This window comes from Parapedobacter indicus, from assembly GCF_900113765.1.
Lineage (GTDB): Bacteria > Bacteroidota > Bacteroidia > Sphingobacteriales > Sphingobacteriaceae > Parapedobacter > Parapedobacter indicus.
This window is the reverse complement of the sequence record NZ_FOQO01000010.1, coordinates 300,765-321,349: the sequence shown is the minus strand read 5'-3', so window position 1 is coordinate 321,349 and position 20,585 is coordinate 300,765. Positions and strand designations below refer to the sequence as shown.

7 protein-coding genes are annotated in these 20,585 nt (G+C 47.7%); 1 reads left to right on the top strand and 6 read right to left on the bottom strand.

Annotated elements, in window-relative coordinates:
* Positions 1-69 precede the first annotated feature (69 nt).
* Entirely contained in the window at positions 70-11,835 is an 11,766-nt protein-coding gene (locus BMZ56_RS20095) for an Ig-like domain-containing protein (RefSeq protein WP_090629897.1), read from the bottom strand.
* Between the two features lie 618 nt (positions 11,836-12,453).
* Between BMZ56_RS20095 and BMZ56_RS20090 the strand changes: the two genes are divergently transcribed.
* Positions 12,454-14,967: a hypothetical protein gene (locus tag BMZ56_RS20090; RefSeq protein ID WP_090629894.1), complete on the top strand. Its 2,514-nt coding sequence runs from the start codon at positions 12,454-12,456 to the stop codon at positions 14,965-14,967.
* 12 nt (positions 14,968-14,979) lie between these two features.
* Here BMZ56_RS20090 and BMZ56_RS20085 read toward each other — a convergent pair whose 3' ends face one another.
* The 5 genes from BMZ56_RS20085 to pheT form a co-directional block, all read right to left on the bottom strand.
* Complete coding sequence (locus tag BMZ56_RS20085) at positions 14,980-15,516, bottom strand: DUF962 domain-containing protein (RefSeq protein WP_090629891.1); 537 nt, start codon at positions 15,514-15,516, stop codon at positions 14,980-14,982.
* A 78-nt stretch (positions 15,517-15,594) separates the two neighbouring features.
* Positions 15,595-17,145, bottom strand: coding sequence for a ribonuclease Y (gene rny / locus BMZ56_RS20080; protein WP_090629889.1), 1,551 nt, complete (start codon positions 17,143-17,145; stop codon positions 15,595-15,597).
* Positions 17,146-17,460: 315 nt separating this feature from the next.
* Positions 17,461-17,751, bottom strand: a complete 291-nt coding sequence (locus BMZ56_RS20075) for a cell division protein ZapA (protein WP_090629886.1) — start codon at positions 17,749-17,751, stop codon at positions 17,461-17,463.
* A gap of 37 nt (positions 17,752-17,788) precedes the next feature.
* Positions 17,789-18,097, bottom strand: a complete 309-nt coding sequence (locus tag BMZ56_RS20070) for a hypothetical protein (protein ID WP_090629884.1) — start codon at positions 18,095-18,097, stop codon at positions 17,789-17,791.
* A gap of 86 nt (positions 18,098-18,183) precedes the next feature.
* Positions 18,184-20,580, bottom strand: coding sequence for a phenylalanine--tRNA ligase subunit beta (pheT, locus tag BMZ56_RS20065; RefSeq protein ID WP_090629881.1), 2,397 nt, complete (start codon positions 20,578-20,580; stop codon positions 18,184-18,186).
* Between the last annotated feature and the right edge of the window lie 5 nt (positions 20,581-20,585).

The following is a 20,585-nucleotide window of genomic DNA, read 5'->3' as shown; positions in this document are numbered from 1 at the left end:
ATGTGGTCAAAATCAGCGTTCTCTTAATAAACCTGCCAGACGAAGTGCCTGGCAGGTTATCTTTTCCTTTTAACGGCCTGTCACTCTAATGATCGCGACAGCACCTTTATAGGTCCGCCATTCGCCATTATTGCCATTACGAACACGCAAGATGTAATAGTACGTACCTTCAGCGAGCGAACCTCCATCCCATTCGTTATTATAGCTGTTGCTCTTATAGACCTGGTTGCCCCACCGGTTAATGATCACCAATTCCCTGCCTTGGTATTGCAGCAAGTTCTTGATGACAAACAAGTCGTTCAGTCCGTCACCATTGGGTGTAAACAGATTCGGAATTACCAGCGTCGCATCCACTGGAATCGGATCTGTGTCATCCTCATCGTCTGGATCGTCGGTATCCGGATCCCGATCTGGTGCCCACACGGTGATACCGTTTGTGATGGTTCCCGTCGCGGTTGCAGCTACGTCCGCCGTAATCTTGATCACGATGGTTGCCCCTACCTCAATGGCATCGCTTGTTGTAATCGTGGCCTGATTACCCGTACCAATTACGGAAGCGGCACCTGAAACCACCTGATAGCCTGTAATGGTCACACCTGCTCCCGGGCGTTCTTGCAATGCGATTTCTTTACCGGATTCGATCGCCATCGGCCCGTTATTGGTTACCGTCACCGTAAAGGTGGTCGGCTTCCCTGCAGTCACCAAAGACTGGTCAGCTACTTTCTCAACACTGAGTGTATACGGCCGTTCTACCGGAATTTCTGGGGTCTCATCCTCATCATCTTCTTCGTCCGTCGTCGGATTTTTATCCGGTCCCCAAACCGCAATGCCGTTGGATACGTTCGAACCACCCAATGCCGTGACGTCCGCTGTAACCGTGAATGTAATGGTACCGCCGACAGCGATTGCAGCAGTCGTCGTCAATTGTCGGTTGTTGCCATTGCCGCCAATGGTTGCATTGTTTGAGGTCACTTCATATCCCGTGATAGCCAATCCGGCACTTGGGCGTTCTTCTACCGCGATGGTTTCACCTACGGCCATAACAGCCGGGCCATTATTGGTTACCGTCACTTCGAATGAAGTAGTGCCTCCCGATATCACACGTTGGTCGTTTGCCGTTTTGGTGATACTCAACACCGACTCGTGATCCACAGGTATTGGCGGCGTATCGTCTTCGTCATCCGGATCATCGGTACCGGGGTCTTTATCCGGTCCCCAAACGCCGATGCCATTGGTGATGGTTTCACCGGCATTGGCAGCGACATCCGCCGTTACTTTCACGATAATGGTTCCGCCCACCGCAATTGCTTTGCTTGTGGTTACAGTCGCGGAATTACCGGTTCCACTGGCAGTACCATTATCCGAAGTTACCTCGTATCCGGTAATGGTTACTCCTTGGCTCGGACGCTCGGTCAGGCTGATCACCTTACCGCTCGCTATGACAGCCGGGCCTTCGTTGGTAATCGTCAACGTGAAGCTGGTGGGTTCACCCGCTTTAACCCGAGCTTGGTCGGCCACTTTCGTGATGCTCAGCACAGCGTCATGATCCACTGGAATCGGCGGCGTATCGTCCTCATCGTCCTCGGGATCAGTTTCGGGATCCTTATCCGGTCCCCAAACCGTGATTCCGTTGGTGATGGTTTCACCGGCATTGGCAGCGACATCCGCCGTTACCTTCACCGTGATGGCACCGCCTACGGCAATCTTACCCGTAGTGGTCAATACCGCGGCATTTCCATCGCCCGCAACGGTGGCTGCTCCGGCAGTCACTTCGTATCCGGTGATGGTCACCCCTTCACCCGGACGCTCCGTCAGGTTAATCTCCTTGCCTACCTCAATGAAGGAAGGACCGTTATTAGTGATCGTTAGCGTGAAGCTGGTGGGTTCGCCCGCTTTCACACGTGCCTCATCCGCTACCTTGGTGATACCCAAGGTAGACTCACGATCTACCGGTATCGGTGGCGTATCGTCCTCATCGTCTTTCGGATCGGTTTCCGGATTTTTGTCGGGACCCCATACGTCGATACCGTTGGTAATGGTTGCAGGAGCATCCGCGTCGATGGTTGCCGTCACCTTCACGATGATGGTTCCACCCACTGCAATTGCCTCACTCGTCGTCACAGTTGCCGAGTTGCCCGTTCCGGCAGCTGTACCGTTGCCAGAAGTCACCTCGTATCCCGTGATGATTACTCCTTCGCCCGGGCGCTCGGTCAGGCTGATCTCTTTGCCACTCGCTACTACCGCCGGACCTTCGTTGGTGATGGTCAGTGTAAAGCTGGTGCTTTCTCCTGCGGTCACTCGGTCTTGGTCAGCCACTTTCGTGATGCTCAGCACAGCGTCATGATCTACAGGGATCGGCGGTGTATCGTCCTCATCATCTTCCGGATCGGTCTCTGGATCTTTGTCGGGTCCCCAAACCGTAATGCCGTTGGTAATGGTTTCACCGGCATTGGCAGCTACATCCGCCGTTACCTTCACCGTAATGGTTCCACCCACAGCAATCTTACCCGTCGTGGTCAATACCGCAGTATTTCCATTGCCAGCGACAATAGCGTTACCAGCGGTCACTTCATACCCGGTGATGGTCACCCCTTCACCCGGACGTTCCGTCAGGTTAATTTCCTTACCTACTTCGATCACTGACGGACCGTTATTGGTGATGGTCAGCGTGAAGCTGGTACTTTCGCCTGCTTTCACACGTGCCTCATCCGCCACCTTGGTGATGCTCAAGGCGGACTCACGGTCTACCGGTATCGGTGGCGTATCATCCTCATCGTCTTTCGGATCGGTTTCGGGATCCTTATCCGGACCCCATACGTCGATACCGTTAGTAATGGTTGCAGGAGCATCCGCATCAACGGTTGCCGTTACTTTCACCGTAATGATACCGCCTACTGGGATAAGCGCATTCGCAGTTACCGTAGCGGAATTACCGCTTCCATCGATCGTTCCATTGCCGGAAGCCACCTCGTAACCCGTAATCGTCACCCCTTCACTTGGGCGTTCGCCTAATTTGATCACGTCGCCACTCAAGATAGCCCCCGGACCTTCATTGGTGATGGTCAGCGTAAAGCTGGTGCTTTCACCTGCGGTCACGCGGTCTTCGTCTGCTGTTTTTGTAATCGATAGCAATGCGGTACAATCGGAAACAACAGGTGTGACCGCTAACCTTTCAGCGCTCTCGCAGTTATCTCCCATTTGAGTAGCGTAGTAGGTTACGCCATCTTCAAGTACCGTTGTTGCTGGCAACACATCTGTTGATGTGGCCGAAGCATACCACTTGATGTCTGTACCCACTACCTGTAGGTCTGCCAATGTTCTATTGTCTGTTGCACAGAACTCAGGCGTTGCATTGTCTATGGTCGGCGCAAGTGTTTCGGTGATGCTCACCATCACTTCCGTGCGAGAAACACTCTCACAACCATCAGCCACCTGGGCAGCATAATAAGCCCCACTAACCAACAATTCCGTACCCGTCAGCGCTGTACCATCGGCAGCCGTAAGGTACCAATTTAGCGTGCCGGTGGCACCATCCGTGTTCAGGTCGGAAACGGTCGCCCTATCGATCTCGCAGAACGTTTGCTCAAGCTCGGTCAGTGCCGGCCGCACCGTCTCCATCACTTCGATCGTTACCGTTGCACGTGGCCCTTCACAACCCGTAACCGTACTTACCTGGCTCACATACACCGTATAGACACCCGGTACCGCGCTGTTTACAACCGGAACATCCGACAATGGAGTCGTCGCTGTTTCAGTCTCATAGTAATTCAGCGTATGGCTCACCAACGCAGTAACTTCGTATAGTTCATCACCAGCAAGTGGCGTCTGGCATACTTCGCGATCACTCACGACCGGCGCTACAGGTAACGCGTTTATTGTAACTTCAATTTCCGTGCGCTCACCGACTTCGCATGTGCCAAAACGGACGGTCTGAATATACAACGTATGCACACCCGCCGGCAATGTAGAGATGTCAACTACCGTACCACCGGCAGCCAAATCATAAATCAGGTATGACGTACAATTATCCGGTTCAGGGATAACAATGTCTCCGCCCTCACAAATCTCAAACGTATTGTCTCCGTTATCGCCAATTTCCATTTGGGGGACAACACGTGTGATTTCATTGACATACAGCTGATCCAACACACTAGCCACACCGCCGTACAGCATTTTGATTCGGTCAAATGGACGGTCGGCGGTATAAATAGCTTCGCCTGCAGAGCCATCCGTCAATAGCTCTATCCGTAACGTGGTGCCGTCCTCAACAATGGGGTCACCGACGGGTGCATCACCCAAATAAGGTTGGATAGTAAAGGATTCCAGTGCTCCTACCAGCAATAAACTGCTTGGGTCAGTAAATTGGATATGCACTTCGTCACCAGCCAGACCCGGTGTGCTATAACGCACTTCCAATCGGGTCTGGGCATTAACGCCCGCAACGTTATTCATAACGGCGACAGTGCCCGGATCACCGTCTACTACGTTTTCTGGATCGGTCACGCCAATGAGTGCATTTGCAACACCCAGTCCGTCGATTGGATTCTCTACGCCATGTAGTACATCCAGCACTTCGTCGTCGCCACAATCCACGGCTCCAACCTCATGGTAGTATGCCTCATAGATGCGAGCCGTTTGTAAGAGGGAAATCGCTCCTTGGTAATACACCTTCACGCCGACGTAAGGCACCGGTTGGCCATTGCCATCTGCAGGCGTAAATGTGTAATCGTACACGTTCAGTCCGCCTGCGGCATCTAATATATTCGATTCTACGTTATGTACGGTACTCACTGCGTTCCCACTAGCATCTACTGCTACAATACGCAGTGAACCTAAAACATTCGCCGTACTGAACTGCTTACCAAGCTTAATGCTTACTGGAGTACCGGCATCAACTGTGGTGTTCCACTTGAGTATTTGGTAGGTTTGTCCAAGCAAACCAAGCGCATTCGCTCCTTCGGTCAATTCGCTATACGTGTCGATGTCGCCATCCGCCGCATTTGTAGGATTATTCACCGTCCCCAAATCAACAAACAACAAGCTGGAAACACCATACTCCGAGCCATCGGTTGCATACACTCGGTTATAAACCGGTGGACATTCGCCCGCAGCATACACATTGATAACGACCGACACGGTCACAGTGCAATGGTCGGCCTCGGTGATGACGGCTGTGTAGGTGTATGTTCCCGGCGTATCGAATGTCTCGGTAGCCACAGGATCCGCATACACGTTTCCGTCATTGTCGTACCACGTCACCGTTGCTGTAAGTGCGGTAATCGTAGGTAAGGTAACCGAATTACCCACCTCGATGCTGAAATTCAACGGGCCATCAACAAGGAAGTCAGGCGTTGAATTCACGACAACGGCAACAGCTTCCGCATCAACAGGTGCGGTTTCGCAAACACCATCGCCTTGCACCGTTACATAAAGCGTGATGTTTTCCGCGGGGTTGATCGTCAGCGAAGTACCAGTGAATATCAATTCGGTTAAAGCAGCATCCGAATACCAGTTGAACACCGGGTTCGCGATGGTGGCTGACGAAGCGGTCAGCGATACCGAACTGCCTTCACACACCGGACCACCATTGCCGTCTACGTTGAGGTCTGCACTGCTGGCCCTCGGTGTAACAACTACGATCACCGGTGCGGACACAGCACTTGGACATCCGGCAGCATTCTCGGCTGCTACGGTGTACACGCCGGATTCGGTTGCGGCAAAAGTAGCTGATGTTTCAGTTTGCAAGACGCCATCCTTATACCAGACGTAACGAGTTGCGCCAGTTGCTGTGGCTGTCAGTACAAGGCTTTCACCTGCGCAAATCTCCAAACCACCGGTATAGCCTATAGTGGGAATGCTCGGCTGTGGATTCACTGTAATGGTTACTTGGGCCGGCGGGGTGTCGAAACAATACCCTTCTGCATTGACAATCACATAATATGTTGTGGTTGCGTCCGGACTTACCGTCACTGCATCGCCGACCAAGGGCGTACCCGTTAAGCTTGGATTGTTGAACCATAAGAATTGTGCGCCAGCGATCGGGCCGCCCGTTAAACTCGCATTCAACGTAATCGACCCGCCTTCACAAATCTCATCATTACCCGGCAACGAGATACCGCTGGCGTCCAACGTAATACATGACGTATTCATCGTATGATTGGCAGTCCGTGTCTCATCTGCTGTATTACCTTCATTCCGGAAGGTAACGGTACCCGTGTTGTCAATCGATGTAACAACGGAGGGATCGATTGGATCCACATCCACATCATACGTAAATGTAAGCGTTTCGCCCACACCCAAATCGAATGTCGGGAAGTTAACGGTACCCGTACCACTGTCGGTACCACCATCCGCGCTACTACCAAAGGTCGTATTCGTTGGCACAAGGGCACTCAACTCAACCCCTGTTAAATCTTTGTTACCTGTATTTTCTACCGTAATCGTGTAAGTGATCGTTTCCCCACTCACAGCAGGTCCGGTATTACCACCACTGGTCAACCCGTTGAGGGAAATATCGATATCATGCAGCGGTACGACAGGTATTTCGGTACCTGTATCGCCGGTATCATCGGGCTCGCCTGGCGTTTCATTATCCACCGGCGGGTAACTTTCCGTTGGTGTCAGATCGTCACCATTCACCACCGCCACGTTACGGACCATATCGACACCGGTTAGGTCGTCGTCTACTCTAACGGTAAACGACCGGCCGGTCGAGGTGGCTCCTACCGCCAATGATCCGATGTTAAAGCTGACCGTACTTCCCGTTAAGGTACCACCGGACACGTACGTTACACCGGCTGGCAATACATCCGAAACTACCACATTGGTCAAGTCTTGGTTGCCCGTATTCCGAACATAAATGGTATATTCCACCGTCTCCCCTCCGCTAACTGAAGTCGCAGAAGTCCCACCGGTGATGGCATACGCTTTCCAAGATACCAGCGAATAAATCTGCTCCACCGGGATAATTGTTCCTGTATCACCGCTCTCATCCGGATCTATTGGGTTTTGGTTATCCAATGGCGGAAAAGTTTCTACTCCCGGATCGCTGGCATCCAATTTCACCAACGCCACATTCGTGATTTCCGAAACCCCAGTTAAGTTCTGGTCTACCGTCACGGAGAAGCTGACCAGGGCTTCACCAGCCACGGGAACATCAACGTTTTCCCAGGTAAGGGTTCCCGCGGCTTCTGTACCTCCATCCGAAATGGATCCGGCCACCAACGCGGTGTGGGCCGGCAGCACATCAGTCAAGATCAAATCTTCCAATGCCACCGTACCTGTATTGCGAACATGAATGGTATATTCAACTGTTTCGCTACCTTTTACTGAGGCCAGGCTCGCATCGCCATCAACTACGTAGCTCTTCCAAGCCACGAATTGCGGTACGTTACAATCTTTCTCTACGGCATAAATGCGTAATGCAGGCAACACGCTGAGACCTGCGACACCGGTAATACCCACACTGATCCGATCGTATTCCACGCCTGGACCAAAAGGTATGACCGCCTTTCCGCCATTGTTCAGTGCGTTAAGTACGTTCACCCCGTTAATAATACCGCCATTCCAATCCAGTTGGGCTACCTCTACCGTTTCGTTATAGGCCTTTATCTCAATGCTGCCCAACAAATTCAAATCAACCGCACCTGTTCCGTAAGAAAGGGTAATATTCACCACTTCAGTTGGAAGAGCAGGCTTCCTGAAATCGAAATATTGTTCCACAGATTTTCCGACGGCAACTGCCCCCAAATTAATCTCAGAATAGTTTGTCGTATTGTCGTCAATCGCATCTGATGCATCCGTTACACCGGACCCACCCAAATCCGCCAAATCCAAGTCAAGCCCCGTGGCATCAAACGAAGTGACAAATACGGGCTGGCAATCGGCTGTCGGGTTATCCACGCAAGCACCATATACATTCATGGTATTTGGCCGCGCTAACACGCCTAGTGCCGAATTGGTGTGATCCGTAATCCGGATCGCGTCAAAGGCCTCGTCTGGAGTAATGGCAATATAATACCGCCCAAACTTATCCTGTACGATACGGATGCGGTCGGTATTGCCACCAAAATTATCGTTGCTTGCTCCTTCTAAGACAACGCTATTAGCGTTTTTAGCTTGTATAGAGAAATAGTGGTCACCCAACGTCAAATTATCCACTACTGAGGCCAACGCACCGCCAATGCTACCACCTAATAAGTTTTCTAATAAGGTGGGGTCGAAATCAATGCGTACATAAGCCGTTTTTCCGGCTTCTATATCCTGGCCAAAGCCCAATTCCACAAAGCCTTCGTATTCGTTGATACCCAATAAAGTTCCCGCACCGGAATTTAACACGGCATACGTATCAAAATCGTCGTCAAACAGATTTTGGATATCGTCGGCATTTGATGCATCAATAAGTTCGGCTATGCAGGTTGGATTTTCAAAGGGTGATTCTGTAGCCGGGTCAGGCGGACAACCGGCCCCAATTCGTTTTACTTCGTATAGCCTTACGGGGGAATTCGTCGTCGCATTCAACAGTGATCCGACCACCACGTCTACTCGATCGTATGGTTTTGTTGTTTCGAAAGTGAGCGTCTGAATGCCTCCGGAATTAAACAATATGTTCAGTATGTTCAGATCATTGATGATACCTCCATCCTGCAACGTAAAGCGCTCCTGTTCTTCCGCCCCATGATAAGTTACCACTTCATAGTTCCCGAGGACATCAGCGGTCAGTAACGTCGGAGCACTCATCTGAAGACGTATGCGCAGGTCATCACCGGTCTGTGACAGCTGGTTGAAATAAATCCGCTGAGACACCTGTGCTGCTATCGCAACGGTTCCCGTGCTGATTTCCGAATAATCGGACGAATTGCTGTTGATGGCATGATCGGCATTCGTTACACCCGCCCCATTCAACGCACCCAAAGATAACCCAGTTTGGTCAAAAGAGGTAAACCGAGCCGGTAGACAGGCATCCGTTCCGATTTCCTGACAGGCTTCATAAATATTCATCGTACTTCCTTCTTGGGTGGTCCCCACCAAAGCCGGGAAGTGTTCTGTAATACGGATATTTTTATAAGGTGCATCGGGAGTAACCGCGATGTAATATCGGCCGATGTTATCCTGCACCAGACGGAGATCTCCACCGGTGACACCTGCAAATCCGCTTTGACTCGATCCGGTCAAGACGGGGGCACCATCGATGCTGGGTTTTGCTTCCACGGAAAAATAATGATCCCCGAGTAATAAACCACCGACATCATCCAGCAATGTGCCCAACGTTCCACTCAACAAGCGACCCAAGAGGTCCTCTTCCATGTCGATACGAATATAGGTCGTCTTGTTGGCTGGGATTTCCGAAGCAAATTCGTATTCCAGGTAGCCGGTGTAAGCTCCGATACCCGCCAGCGCTCCACTGTTGGCCGATAATGTCGCAAAGGTCTCGTTGTTTCCATCAGCTGCCCAAAACGGAAAGTTTGCATGATCCCATGCCACCACTTCCGCTTCACAAGACGATTGCTCAAAAGGTGTTTCCGTCGGATCAGGAACTGTCAATTCCGGATCCGGGCAATCCGCACTGAAACGCTCTATACTATAAATCTCCAGCGGATTGTCAATTACATTGGCTGATACGAGTGACTCGATACCTACTGCCACACGATCAAATGGTTTACCAGGAGCGATCGGAATGTTAAGCATTTCCTGATTAGCAATCTGCTCCAATAGATCTACGCCCGAGAGCAACCCACTGGTAAGTTGCTGCGAATACACCTCGTCATTTCCATCGAATGCCTTAATGACAATACTGCCAAGTACCTCTGCGGTAACGGCCCCACCGGGCATCTTCAGCTTCACACGGAAGTGATCGGCTTCAGCCGAGAGCGAGTGATAGTTGACATATTGGTACACAGAAGCACCCACGCCAACATTGCCGATACTGATTGTAGAGGCAGTCGCCAGATTTCCATCTATGGCAAAAGGCGCATCCGTCACTCCGACGTCACCAAGCGGCGTTACTGCCAAATCGATCCCTTCGCCACCTACATAGGTAGCAAAAGCCGGGTCACAAATTGCATCGCTGTTTTCATAGCAAATGCTGTAAACATTCAAATATTTGTCCGGTGTCAATACACCCAACGCCCCGACCGTGTGGTCTACTAAACGAATATTTGTAAATTCGTTTTCTGCTTTGATCGCAATGTAATACCTACCTAATCGGTCTTGCACAATCCGTACCTGACCGTTTGCACTGGCAAAGAAATCATTTCCGGACGTTGTTAATACAGGAGCCCCACTATTGGTTAGTACGACATCAAAATAATGGTTACCTAAAACCAAATTATCCAGTAGATAAGCAACGACATTGCCTAAACTGCCGGCCAATAGTGCTTTTAAGATATTGTCGTCATAGTCAATTCGAACGTAAGCTGTTTTCCCAACCGGAACCGGATTATCGAATGCCACCTCTAAATGCCCCTCGTTTCCTCCCAAACCAATTAATACCCCCGCATCGGAACGAATGGTAGCATAACTATCAAAATCTCCATCTACAGCGTTCTGGGGATCATCCACATTTTGCATGGCTACGATCGTCGCGTTTGCACACACCGGATCAATCAGCGGGCTCGGTGTTGGCGGCGGCGGAGGGCAACCGGCACTGGTGCGGCTTGCGCCATACAAACGTACCCCGGAACCGACATTAAGATTCACCGTCGAATAGAGCACTACTTCAACCCGGTCATATTGATTTGCAATTTCAAACGGTATCGTAACAATCCCACCACTACCTAAAAGACTCAACACATCTACCCCGCCAATCAAACCACCATCGATCACTTGTTCGAATACCTGAGTATCTCCATTGTATGCCCTGACTCCGTAAGCACCCAAAAGATTCACATTCAATGCTGCGGGATTAACCTGAAGTCTGACGTTAAGTATCGAATTGGGCTCGGATAATTCCGGAAAATAAAGGCTTTGGGAAGCCGTGGCACCGGCTGATAATAACCCCAACCTAATCTCCGAATAGTTTGACGTATTTTCATCAAGTACAAATTCAGGGTTGATGACGGTCTCCGATAAATTTACATTGATGTTTTGCGAACGCCCCAAATCGGTAAACAACACGGATGTACATGCGTCTACTCCTTCAAGATAATAAGCATCATATGTTTTAGACGTCAATGACGATCCCAAATTAACGCCTAGCAAGGTCGTTTGATATCGCAAACTAAACCGAACTGAATTAAAGGTCGACCCGGTAGAGGTTATCAAAAAACAAAGGTTTCCCTCAGCATCACGTACAATATCTTTATAAATTCCCGAAGTGATTTCAGTACCATTGCTACCCTCAGAAGCTCCTGAATAAACAGACGCATTTACGATATTATCTTCCACCAACCCCAGCAACCCGCCAACGAGGTTAAGCAAATCCAGGTTTAGTCCAGACGATTCGGGCAGATCGAACGGGATCAGCACCTTTGTTCCAGACGGTAAATCGTCTGCGAACTTGTATTGCACCCAAGCCTCCCCGTTATACCCCAATCCTAAAAGCGTTTTTGTCTTTGCAAACAAACTCGCTTCGAAATTAGTCCCAAGTGTTCCGGATGTTTCAGAAATTGCAATGTGATCATCTCCAAAAACACCATGTAAAACCGAATTGTCTGTACTTTCGTTACCGCTTATCGCCCCCCATGCCCTGATACCGGAACTAGGGGAGAGATCGGAGTAGACCTTTGTCTGTCCCATTACTTCCCCAAAAGGAGAAAACAGCACCACAATGGCAGCTAGACAACAAATAATAAAACGCAAGAACGAAGTTTTTAGATAAGTAGATGATGCTTCCATGTAACAATGGGTTTATAAGCGTAAAATGTTTTTCAATAGATAATCAGCGCTTTTGTGCATTGCGCACAAAAAAATTGTTTGTTTTTCATTAGGCAATAAGATGATCCAAAGCGGAGGAGCTCTCCATTGCCAAAAATGGTATGGTTATTGCCAACAGATAGCCGGTAGATGTTTTAGACATTTCCGGAGAACACCTTGTTCTTCGGAAGTGTCTCTTTTAATAAAGCTATCCTGCCATAACCTTTATTTCTCGCAAAGATAATTGGGTCGCTACTCGGTTATATTGTTCACTCTATTCATTTACGAGTCGATTTGTTCATTTCATTCACGCTCACAATTTGTTGCATATACTCCACAAATTATCTGTAGGTTTGCTTTCACACTGCTTAAGATGAAATCATGAAAATTTACCTAGTAAACCCTTGCTGTTAGGTAAAACGGCGATATGAACGGGTGAGTCATGCACACAATAAACAGAAACAACTACCAAACAAAAACAGGATGAAAAAAAATAGCAAACCAATATGGGATAGCTGATAGCCAATTCACCTTGAAAAACATAAAAAAACGATAAGTCGGAGATTAACTAGGTTTATTGTTTCAAATATCTGCCTTTACATGAAAACATACCTACAAGCTTATTTCGATAAGTTAAAGTCATTGGTTTTGGGCAAATCCCAAATTTCACAAATTGTACCTGCGGATTGCTATCGGCTCAGCCTTGAAATTAAGTCGACCACTAATAAAAGTGTTAGCGAAACGACACTTAAACGGGTTTTTGGCTTTGCATCATCGATACATCAGCCGTCTATATATACACTTAACGCACTGGCTGAATATTGTGGCTTTGAAAGCTGGGACTATTTTTACACCCAAATGGAGCAGGGAAAACTACAAACGTCAGAGCAACGTTCGTGGGGTGAGATTTCATTGAATGCAACCAAAATCAGTTTGTTCAACATCCAAAGCAACAAACATAAATGCGGCATTCCCTATCACCTTACAGTAAAACGCGAATGTGTGGACGTTTTTATGAACCATCTCCATCTCAGTGGCGCCACCACCGGTATACTCAGCGGGGGCACCGGACATGGAAAGACCATCGCCGTTTCCCATTGGGTCGAAGAACAGATTTGTCAAAACCACGCAGCCTCAGCCAACGACGTTTACCTTTTCACCAACAGTCTTTCTCTTTTGCAGGGAACGGTTTTCGGATACCACAGCAACCGATGGCTGGCACATCTATTAGGGTTTGATTCCAGTGATCTGTTAGACACCTTTATAGAACACCATCGCGACACGGCTCCCGGCAACTTTTACCTTATCATTGACGAATTACATAGTGATTTAATCGCTGACCGACAATTCTATAGCGTAATTAATCAATTTATTGAAATGGTGTGCCATTTCGCGCAATACAAGTGGTTCCGTATTGTCTTGGTGTTGCGCACGGCAACCTTACTTAAATACGAAAATATTATTAAAGACACCATCGTCAACCCACAGTGGTTTTCAGTATTAAGCGGAACATCCGGCCACGAATCGGCTAACGTCCCGCCGTTTTCGGATACCGAATTACACCAGCTTGTCCGTAACATCAACGGAAAAACAAAACCCTTTCATTTGCTGAAACCAAACCAGAAACGCCTGATCCGCATTCCGCTACTTTTTCAATACTATTATGAGCTAAATGGTGAGAAACTGAACCCAAGTCAACTAACCACATTCGATGAATACTTAGTGATCACGCAATATTTAAAGAAGAAAGTATTCAATGGAGTCAATACCTTAGCTAAGCAAGCTTTGACGGAAGAACTATCGTTGCTTATCGAACAAAACCGCAACCAATTGCAGGTTTCCAAAAAGCAGGCTTATGCGATCATTAAGCAATATAAAACGGCTTACAACGACCTACTCTACTCCGGCGTTCTCGTTGAGACCAGCGATGGACTCGAAGTAAGGCAGCAGATGGTCATCCGGTTTCAGTCAAATACAGTTGCCGCCTATTTTATGGCACTACGATTATTCAACAACGCATACGAAACGGACGAACTCATTCTGAAATTGGATCAGACAGAGATAAGCAATCAAACAAAAATCGAACAGCTGAGATGGCTATTGTTATTTTATACCGAATCCGGCGACATGCGATTGATCAACCAAATCGAGTCTATCTCTTTTTTAAAAGAAGATCGATTTGAAGTACTGGCTTTTATATGTGATGCCCTTGACAAACTCAGTAAAAGCACCTGCACGGCCACAAAACAAGAAATAAGGCTCAAGCTTCATAACAGCCGGTTCGTTGATTATATACTCAATTACAGCTGTTTCCAAACAGAATATGAGTCCAATATTGCAAAACTATTGTCCTTTGATCTATCGGAAACACAGGAAATCATTCTCCGCAGCAAACTCGCATTTATAGCCTTACTTAAATGGGAAGAGGAGGACCTGCTCCATCAACTCGATGCCCTTTCCGCAAAACAACCCGAAACATTTGCCAGCCTTCTGATCAATCCACTTCGTGTACTTTCCTATCTTTACCAATATTTCAAAGAAGGCATTATCGACGACGACGTTACCCGTGAACTTAATGCCCTACCACACAAACTGTCGCTGTCAGATTACACGTCAGGTAGCCAATTATTCGACCTACTGATCTACATGTTGGTCAAAGTATCCGGTAATGTACAAATTGCACAAGGGTATAGTGAGGTTCTCCGTCGCCGGCTTGAAGCGATCAACCCAACACAGGCTTTCGAGGCAGATTACACATCGCTTGTATACGGCTTATACCTTCTTGAATGTAACAAATTGGAAGTGGCGGCTCCCCTAATCACCAAAGAAAATACGGCGTCACTGAATAACTTATCTTATCGTCTTTTACACGCGCTGTTCCATATCCAATCTGGCAAGCTTACCCATATAGAAGACTATCGAATTATTGGGCAACGTGCCATATCCATATGCGAAACATACGGCTTCAAGTTACTAGAGGCCTATTACAGGATTCTTATTTTGGAAGAGGTGCCCAAGGACGAGCAAATACACCACATTAATAGCCTTAAATTCCAATTTGCTGCTTTCGGCTATACAATGGGATTAGGTGCACTGTCGAAAAAATATGGATAACACAGGATTTGGTTAATACGGAATGTTAAGCTTTTTAAAAACGAAGTGCCAGAGCCATATGGGCCCTAATGTCAGCATCCGTAAAAAGCTACCGAATGGCACCGGATTCCGCTCCATGCGTTTGCCCAAATATAACACCAGGAAAGACATCAATAACAACAGGGTGCAGACCATCCAAACCGCAGGTCCTCCTGCCTGTTCTACATATTCCAGTCGCACAATAAAAAAGCTAAACACTCCCACGGTAAGCAACACCGCGTAAGACAACGTCGTTGCCAGCCTAAGGTAATAGTAAATCATGCCAGCGATGAAAAACGAACCCCAGTTGAGAAAGGTATCATACCCATTTTTCTTCAGAAATCCGATTTCGGGAAACGGTATCATCCATACAAGGCCTAATACTGCAAACGAAAAAACCGGAATAGCTAAGTATTGAATAACCCGATTAACGGGATGTTGAAATTGCCTATCGAATGTTTCAAAGTAAACATCTACTTCCCGCTTCGGGGTGATCTGTGGTTTTTGCTGCTGTTTCTTGGTTTTGGCCATTCCCTCCGGCGTCCTTTGTTTTTTTAATTACTTATCCCCTTTTTCCACGTATTCTCCTATTCCTCGTTCACTTGCTCGCTACTTTGCATAAGATACCGACCTGGTTTCCCGGATGACCGTCACTTTAATTTGTCCCGGGTAAGTCATTTCAGTTTGTATCCGTGTGGAAATATCCGCCGCGAGCAATTCCGCTTGAGCATCCGATACTCGCTCACTTTGTACGACTACCCGCAATTCGCGACCGGCCTGTATAGCGAAGGTCTTTTCCACTCCCGGATAGGATAGCGCTAACTCTTCCAGTTCCTTGAGCCGTTTGATGTAATTTTCGACGACTTCCCTACGGGCTCCCGGCCGGGCTCCGGAAATGGCGTCACATGCCTGCACGATCGGCGAGATTAATGAAGTCATCTCGATTTCATCGTGGTGGGCACCGATCGCATTACACACCTCGGGATGTTCTTTGTATTTTTCGGCCAGCTGCATCCCCAGAATGGCGTGGGGAAGCTCAGGATTATCATCGGGCACCTTGCCTATATCGTGGAGTAATCCTGCACGTTTTGCATGCTTTATATTAAGTCCCAACTCTGCTGCCATCGTGGCGCTGAAATTAGCCACCTCCCGAGAGTGCTGAAGCAGATTTTGGCCATAGGATGAGCGATAGCGCATACGGCCTACCATGCGGATCAGTTCGGGATGAAGCCCATGTATGCCCAAATCAATCACAGTCCGTTCACCGATTTCAACAATCTCATCTTCAATCTGATGTTTGGTTTTGGCTACCACTTCTTCGATGCGGGCTGGGTGTATACGCCCATCCGTTACCAAGCGGTGCAAGGCTAAGCGTGCAATTTCACGGCGCACGGGATCAAAGCCTGAAAGGATAATCGCCTCAGGTGTGTCGTCAACAATGATCTCAACACCGGTAGCAGCTTCAAGTGCACGGATATTCCGCCCCTCGCGACCGATGATACGCCCTTTGATTTCGTCGTTTTCAATATTGAAGATCGATACCGTATTCTCAATGGCACTCTCTGTAGCGGTGCGCTGAATAGTCTGGATCACCACTTTTTTCGCCTCTTTGGTCGCCGTTAGTTTTGCTTCGTCAACAATGTCCTTAATTTGGACTATCGCTTGCGAACGGGCCTCTTCTTTGAGATTTTCAATCAGTTGATTTTTGGCTTCCTCTGCTGAGAGACCTGCGATGGTCTCCAACTGCTTGATGTGTTGGGATTTGAGCTGCTCCACCTCTTCCTGCTTCTTCTCATTCAGTTCAGTAAGCCGCTCCAGGTTTTTCCGTGTATTTTCCAACTCCTGTTTTTCACGGTTCAGGTTTTCCATTTTCTGGTTGAGCGACTGTTCTTTCTGTCGGATACCGCCCTCACGCTGACTTAGCGTGTTGTTTTTCTGGCTGGTTTCTTTCTCGTGTTCGGCCTTCAACTGTAAAAATTTCTCTTTCGCTTCCAACAGTCGCTGTTTCTTCAGGTGTTCGCCCGCCTGTTCAGCTTCCTTCAGAATTTTTTTGGCCTTACTCTGGGCCGCCACTTCCTGCTTTTTGAATAAAAATCGCAGAGCGAAGCGACCCACGGCCGCACCTACGACGAAAGCTATGCCGATGTATATATATTCCATGTTTGCTTATTTATTTATATTTAATCATTTGTTTTCTACTATTTTGCAAATTATCCGCTTTGCCTTCCTTATTTTTTGTCTGCCGTTTCACACACCTACAAACGAGGCAAAAAAAAACCGCAATTAAATAACCAGGTCTCATGTATTATAAACTTCCTTACACATGCTTAGCGTATTGATCATGACCAGATGGCATTTGCAAAATGGCCTACATCTTATTTACGCTTTGTGATATTGAAGCGTTAAGTTTAAAATAGTGAAACCCGAATTTAACTGCGGTAAATTCGTTGTTTAAAGCTCTGATTAATAAGAACGTTATTTACTAAAGAACTCAGTTAACATGCTATCCAGTTCATTTACAGCCTTCACGACACCAACTTCGTCCACGCTCGATCTACGTTCTGCTTTTAGCATTCCCGTAGCGTAGTGAAGCACACACATCGATAATAAATCCTGTTTATCCCTTACTGCATAATTTTCCTGAAACTCTTTAATCCTGTCGTTTATCAATTTTGATGCGCGCCGGATTACCTCCTCTTCCTCCATATCTACCCGCAAGGGATAAATCCGGTCCGCAATGTTTATTTTTATGGAAATTTCTCCCATGTTTGAGCTAATTCACTATCCGTCACTCTCCTGCCCTTTACCTGAGCAATTCAATGCACTTATCTATTTCCCGCACAAAATCGTTAATTTTTTGCTTTGTGTCAAGTATTTTTTCATTTATTACCGCTTTATCCACTTTCCCTTCCTCCAACGAACGAGCCACAGCGACTGCTTTCAATTTCTCCTCAATTTGCTTATTTTTATCATTACTTGTGTCAAACGCAACTTGCAACGATTGTACCTCAAGCTTCAGCATATCGTTTTCTTCCTGAAGGGACACACACAAATCCAACAACTTTCGCGTGTTGCTTACCACATTTGCCAGTTGCGCCGCTATTGATGACATTCTTTTGTAATTCTTTTTTTATTGAAAATTGAAAGTTACTGCCCCTTCTACTGCCTACTTTCAATTTTCCACTTTCAACTTTCAACTCATTTCCGCACTTCCGCACCTATTTCTTTCTCAAAATTATAAATTAATTTTTTAACTATTGCATCAATCTGTTTATCGTTGAGTGTTTTTTCTTCATCCTGTATTACAAACTGAAGCGCATACGATTTTTTTCCTGCGGGTAGCTTATCTCCTTTATATACATCAAAAACATGGATACTCTTTAGAAGTTTACGTTCACTTTTTTCAGCAATTTCCTTTAGCTTGCCGAAGGTTACACCGGCATCAATTAGCAACGAAAGATCTCTCCGCACTGCTGGAAACTTCGGTACTTCTCGGAACGTAATTTTGTTCTTACGAATGGCTTTACCGATCAACCCCCAGTCAAAATCAGCATAAAACACGTCTCCATCCACATCAGCCTTCTGCAAGAGCAACGGACTTACTGCACCGAAGGAAACCAATACTTTGCCTCCCCGTTCGTACGCCAATCCATATTGGTAATGACCTTCGGGGTTGTCCGCCACGGACAACCCCGTTATATTTAACCGCTGCAAAAGCGCATCCACGATCGCCTTAATGTGATAAAACGACACCGGTTTGGGTGCCTGGTTCCACTGCTGGGATCGCTGTTTGCCCGTAATCGCCAAAGCCAAATGTTGGGTTTCAACAAACGCTTCGTTGTCCAGCCAGTAGGTATAGCCAAATTCAAATAATTTCAAATCAACCTGTTTGCGCTTCTGGTTGTACGCAATGGCATCCAAAGCGGAAAACAACAGGTTCTGTCGCATTACCTCCAGGTCGGCACTTAATGGATTGAGTATCCGTACGGCCGAATCAGCATCGTCTAAATAGTCGATTTTCGTCAGCGAATTGGAAAGTATCTCCCGAAAACCATTGCCGATCAGCAAATCGGCCACCTGATTTTGTACTACCTCCTTGTCTGGCTTAGGTGAAGTGTTCAAGGAAGCCTTGATCTGCCGCTTTATCTCAATACGGTTATACCCATACATACGGAGCACCTCTTCAATGATGTCCACCTCACGGGTTACGTCCACCTTATAAGGCGGCACCTGCACATTCAGCACTCCGTCGGCTTCGCTCAATATGATAATGCCCAGTGCCTCGATAATCCCCCTTATTTCCGTTTCTGGAATGGCTTTTCCAATCAATCGTTGCACGGCTGCGTATCGCACATTAAACGTAAATGGGCGGATGGGTGCCGGGTATAAGTCGGAGATAACAGTGGATACATAACCTCCGGTTACTTCCGCGATGAGCTGAGCAGCCCTTTTCAGGGCAAACACAGTCATATCTGGATCCGTGCCCCGTTCAAAGCGGAAAGAGGCATCTGTTTTAAGTCCGTGCCGTTTTGCCGTTTTCCGTACCGAAACCGGATAAAAATAAGCACTTTCCAGAAACACCTCGGTGGTTTTATCGGTTACACCCGAATGTATACCGCCAAATACCCCCGCAATGCATAGAGGCTTTTCTGCATCACAAATCATCAAATCCTCTTCATGCAGCGTGCGTTCTATACCGTCTAGGGTAACAAATGGCTCGCCTGGCTGCGCCCGGCGCACTACCACCTTACCGCCCGATAGCTTACCGGCATCAAAAGCATGCAACGGTTGCCCCAGTTCGTGCAACACATAGTTGGTCACATCCACAACATTGTTAATAGGACGCACGCCGATAGCTTTCAAACGATCTGTTAGCCATCTGGGAGATTCACCAACCTGAACACCACTGATAGTCAACGAACTGTATCTAGGACACGCATCGGCATCTTCCACCGAAACGGGTAATGCGTTAGGGTTACCCGGTGTAAATGCCAGCATATCCGGCAAGTCATAACCACTGCGCAAATAAGCGGCCACATCCCGGGCAACTCCCAGGTGTGAAGCCGCGTCTGCACGGTTGGGAGTGAGTCCTATTTCGAAAACGAAATCATCGTGAACCTCAAAGTAATCCTTGGCAGTGGTTCCCACCAGTGCGTCTGCCGCCAAAATCATAATCCCTTCGTGCGAAGTACCTAAACCTATCTCATCTTCTGCACAAATCATCCCCTCCGATACTTCTCCTCGGATTTTGGATTTATTGATTTTAAAAGGCTCTCCGGTTGTGGGATAAACCGTGGTACCTACGGTAGCTACGACAACACGCTGACCCGCTGCCACATTAGGAGCCCCGCAAACGATCGAAAGCGGTATTTCCTCTCCGATATCGACAGTCGTAACACGCAACCGATCTGCATTTGGGTGCTGAACGCAGGTTTTCACTTCTCCAATGACCAGCCCTTCCAGGCCGCCGGGCAAGCTCTGTACCACTTTTAACGATTCCACCTCCAGCCCGATATCGGTAAGAATCTCCGAAAGCTCTTCGGGTGTTTTACCTGTTTGTATAAAATCTTTAAGCCAATTGTATGATATATTCATTCGAA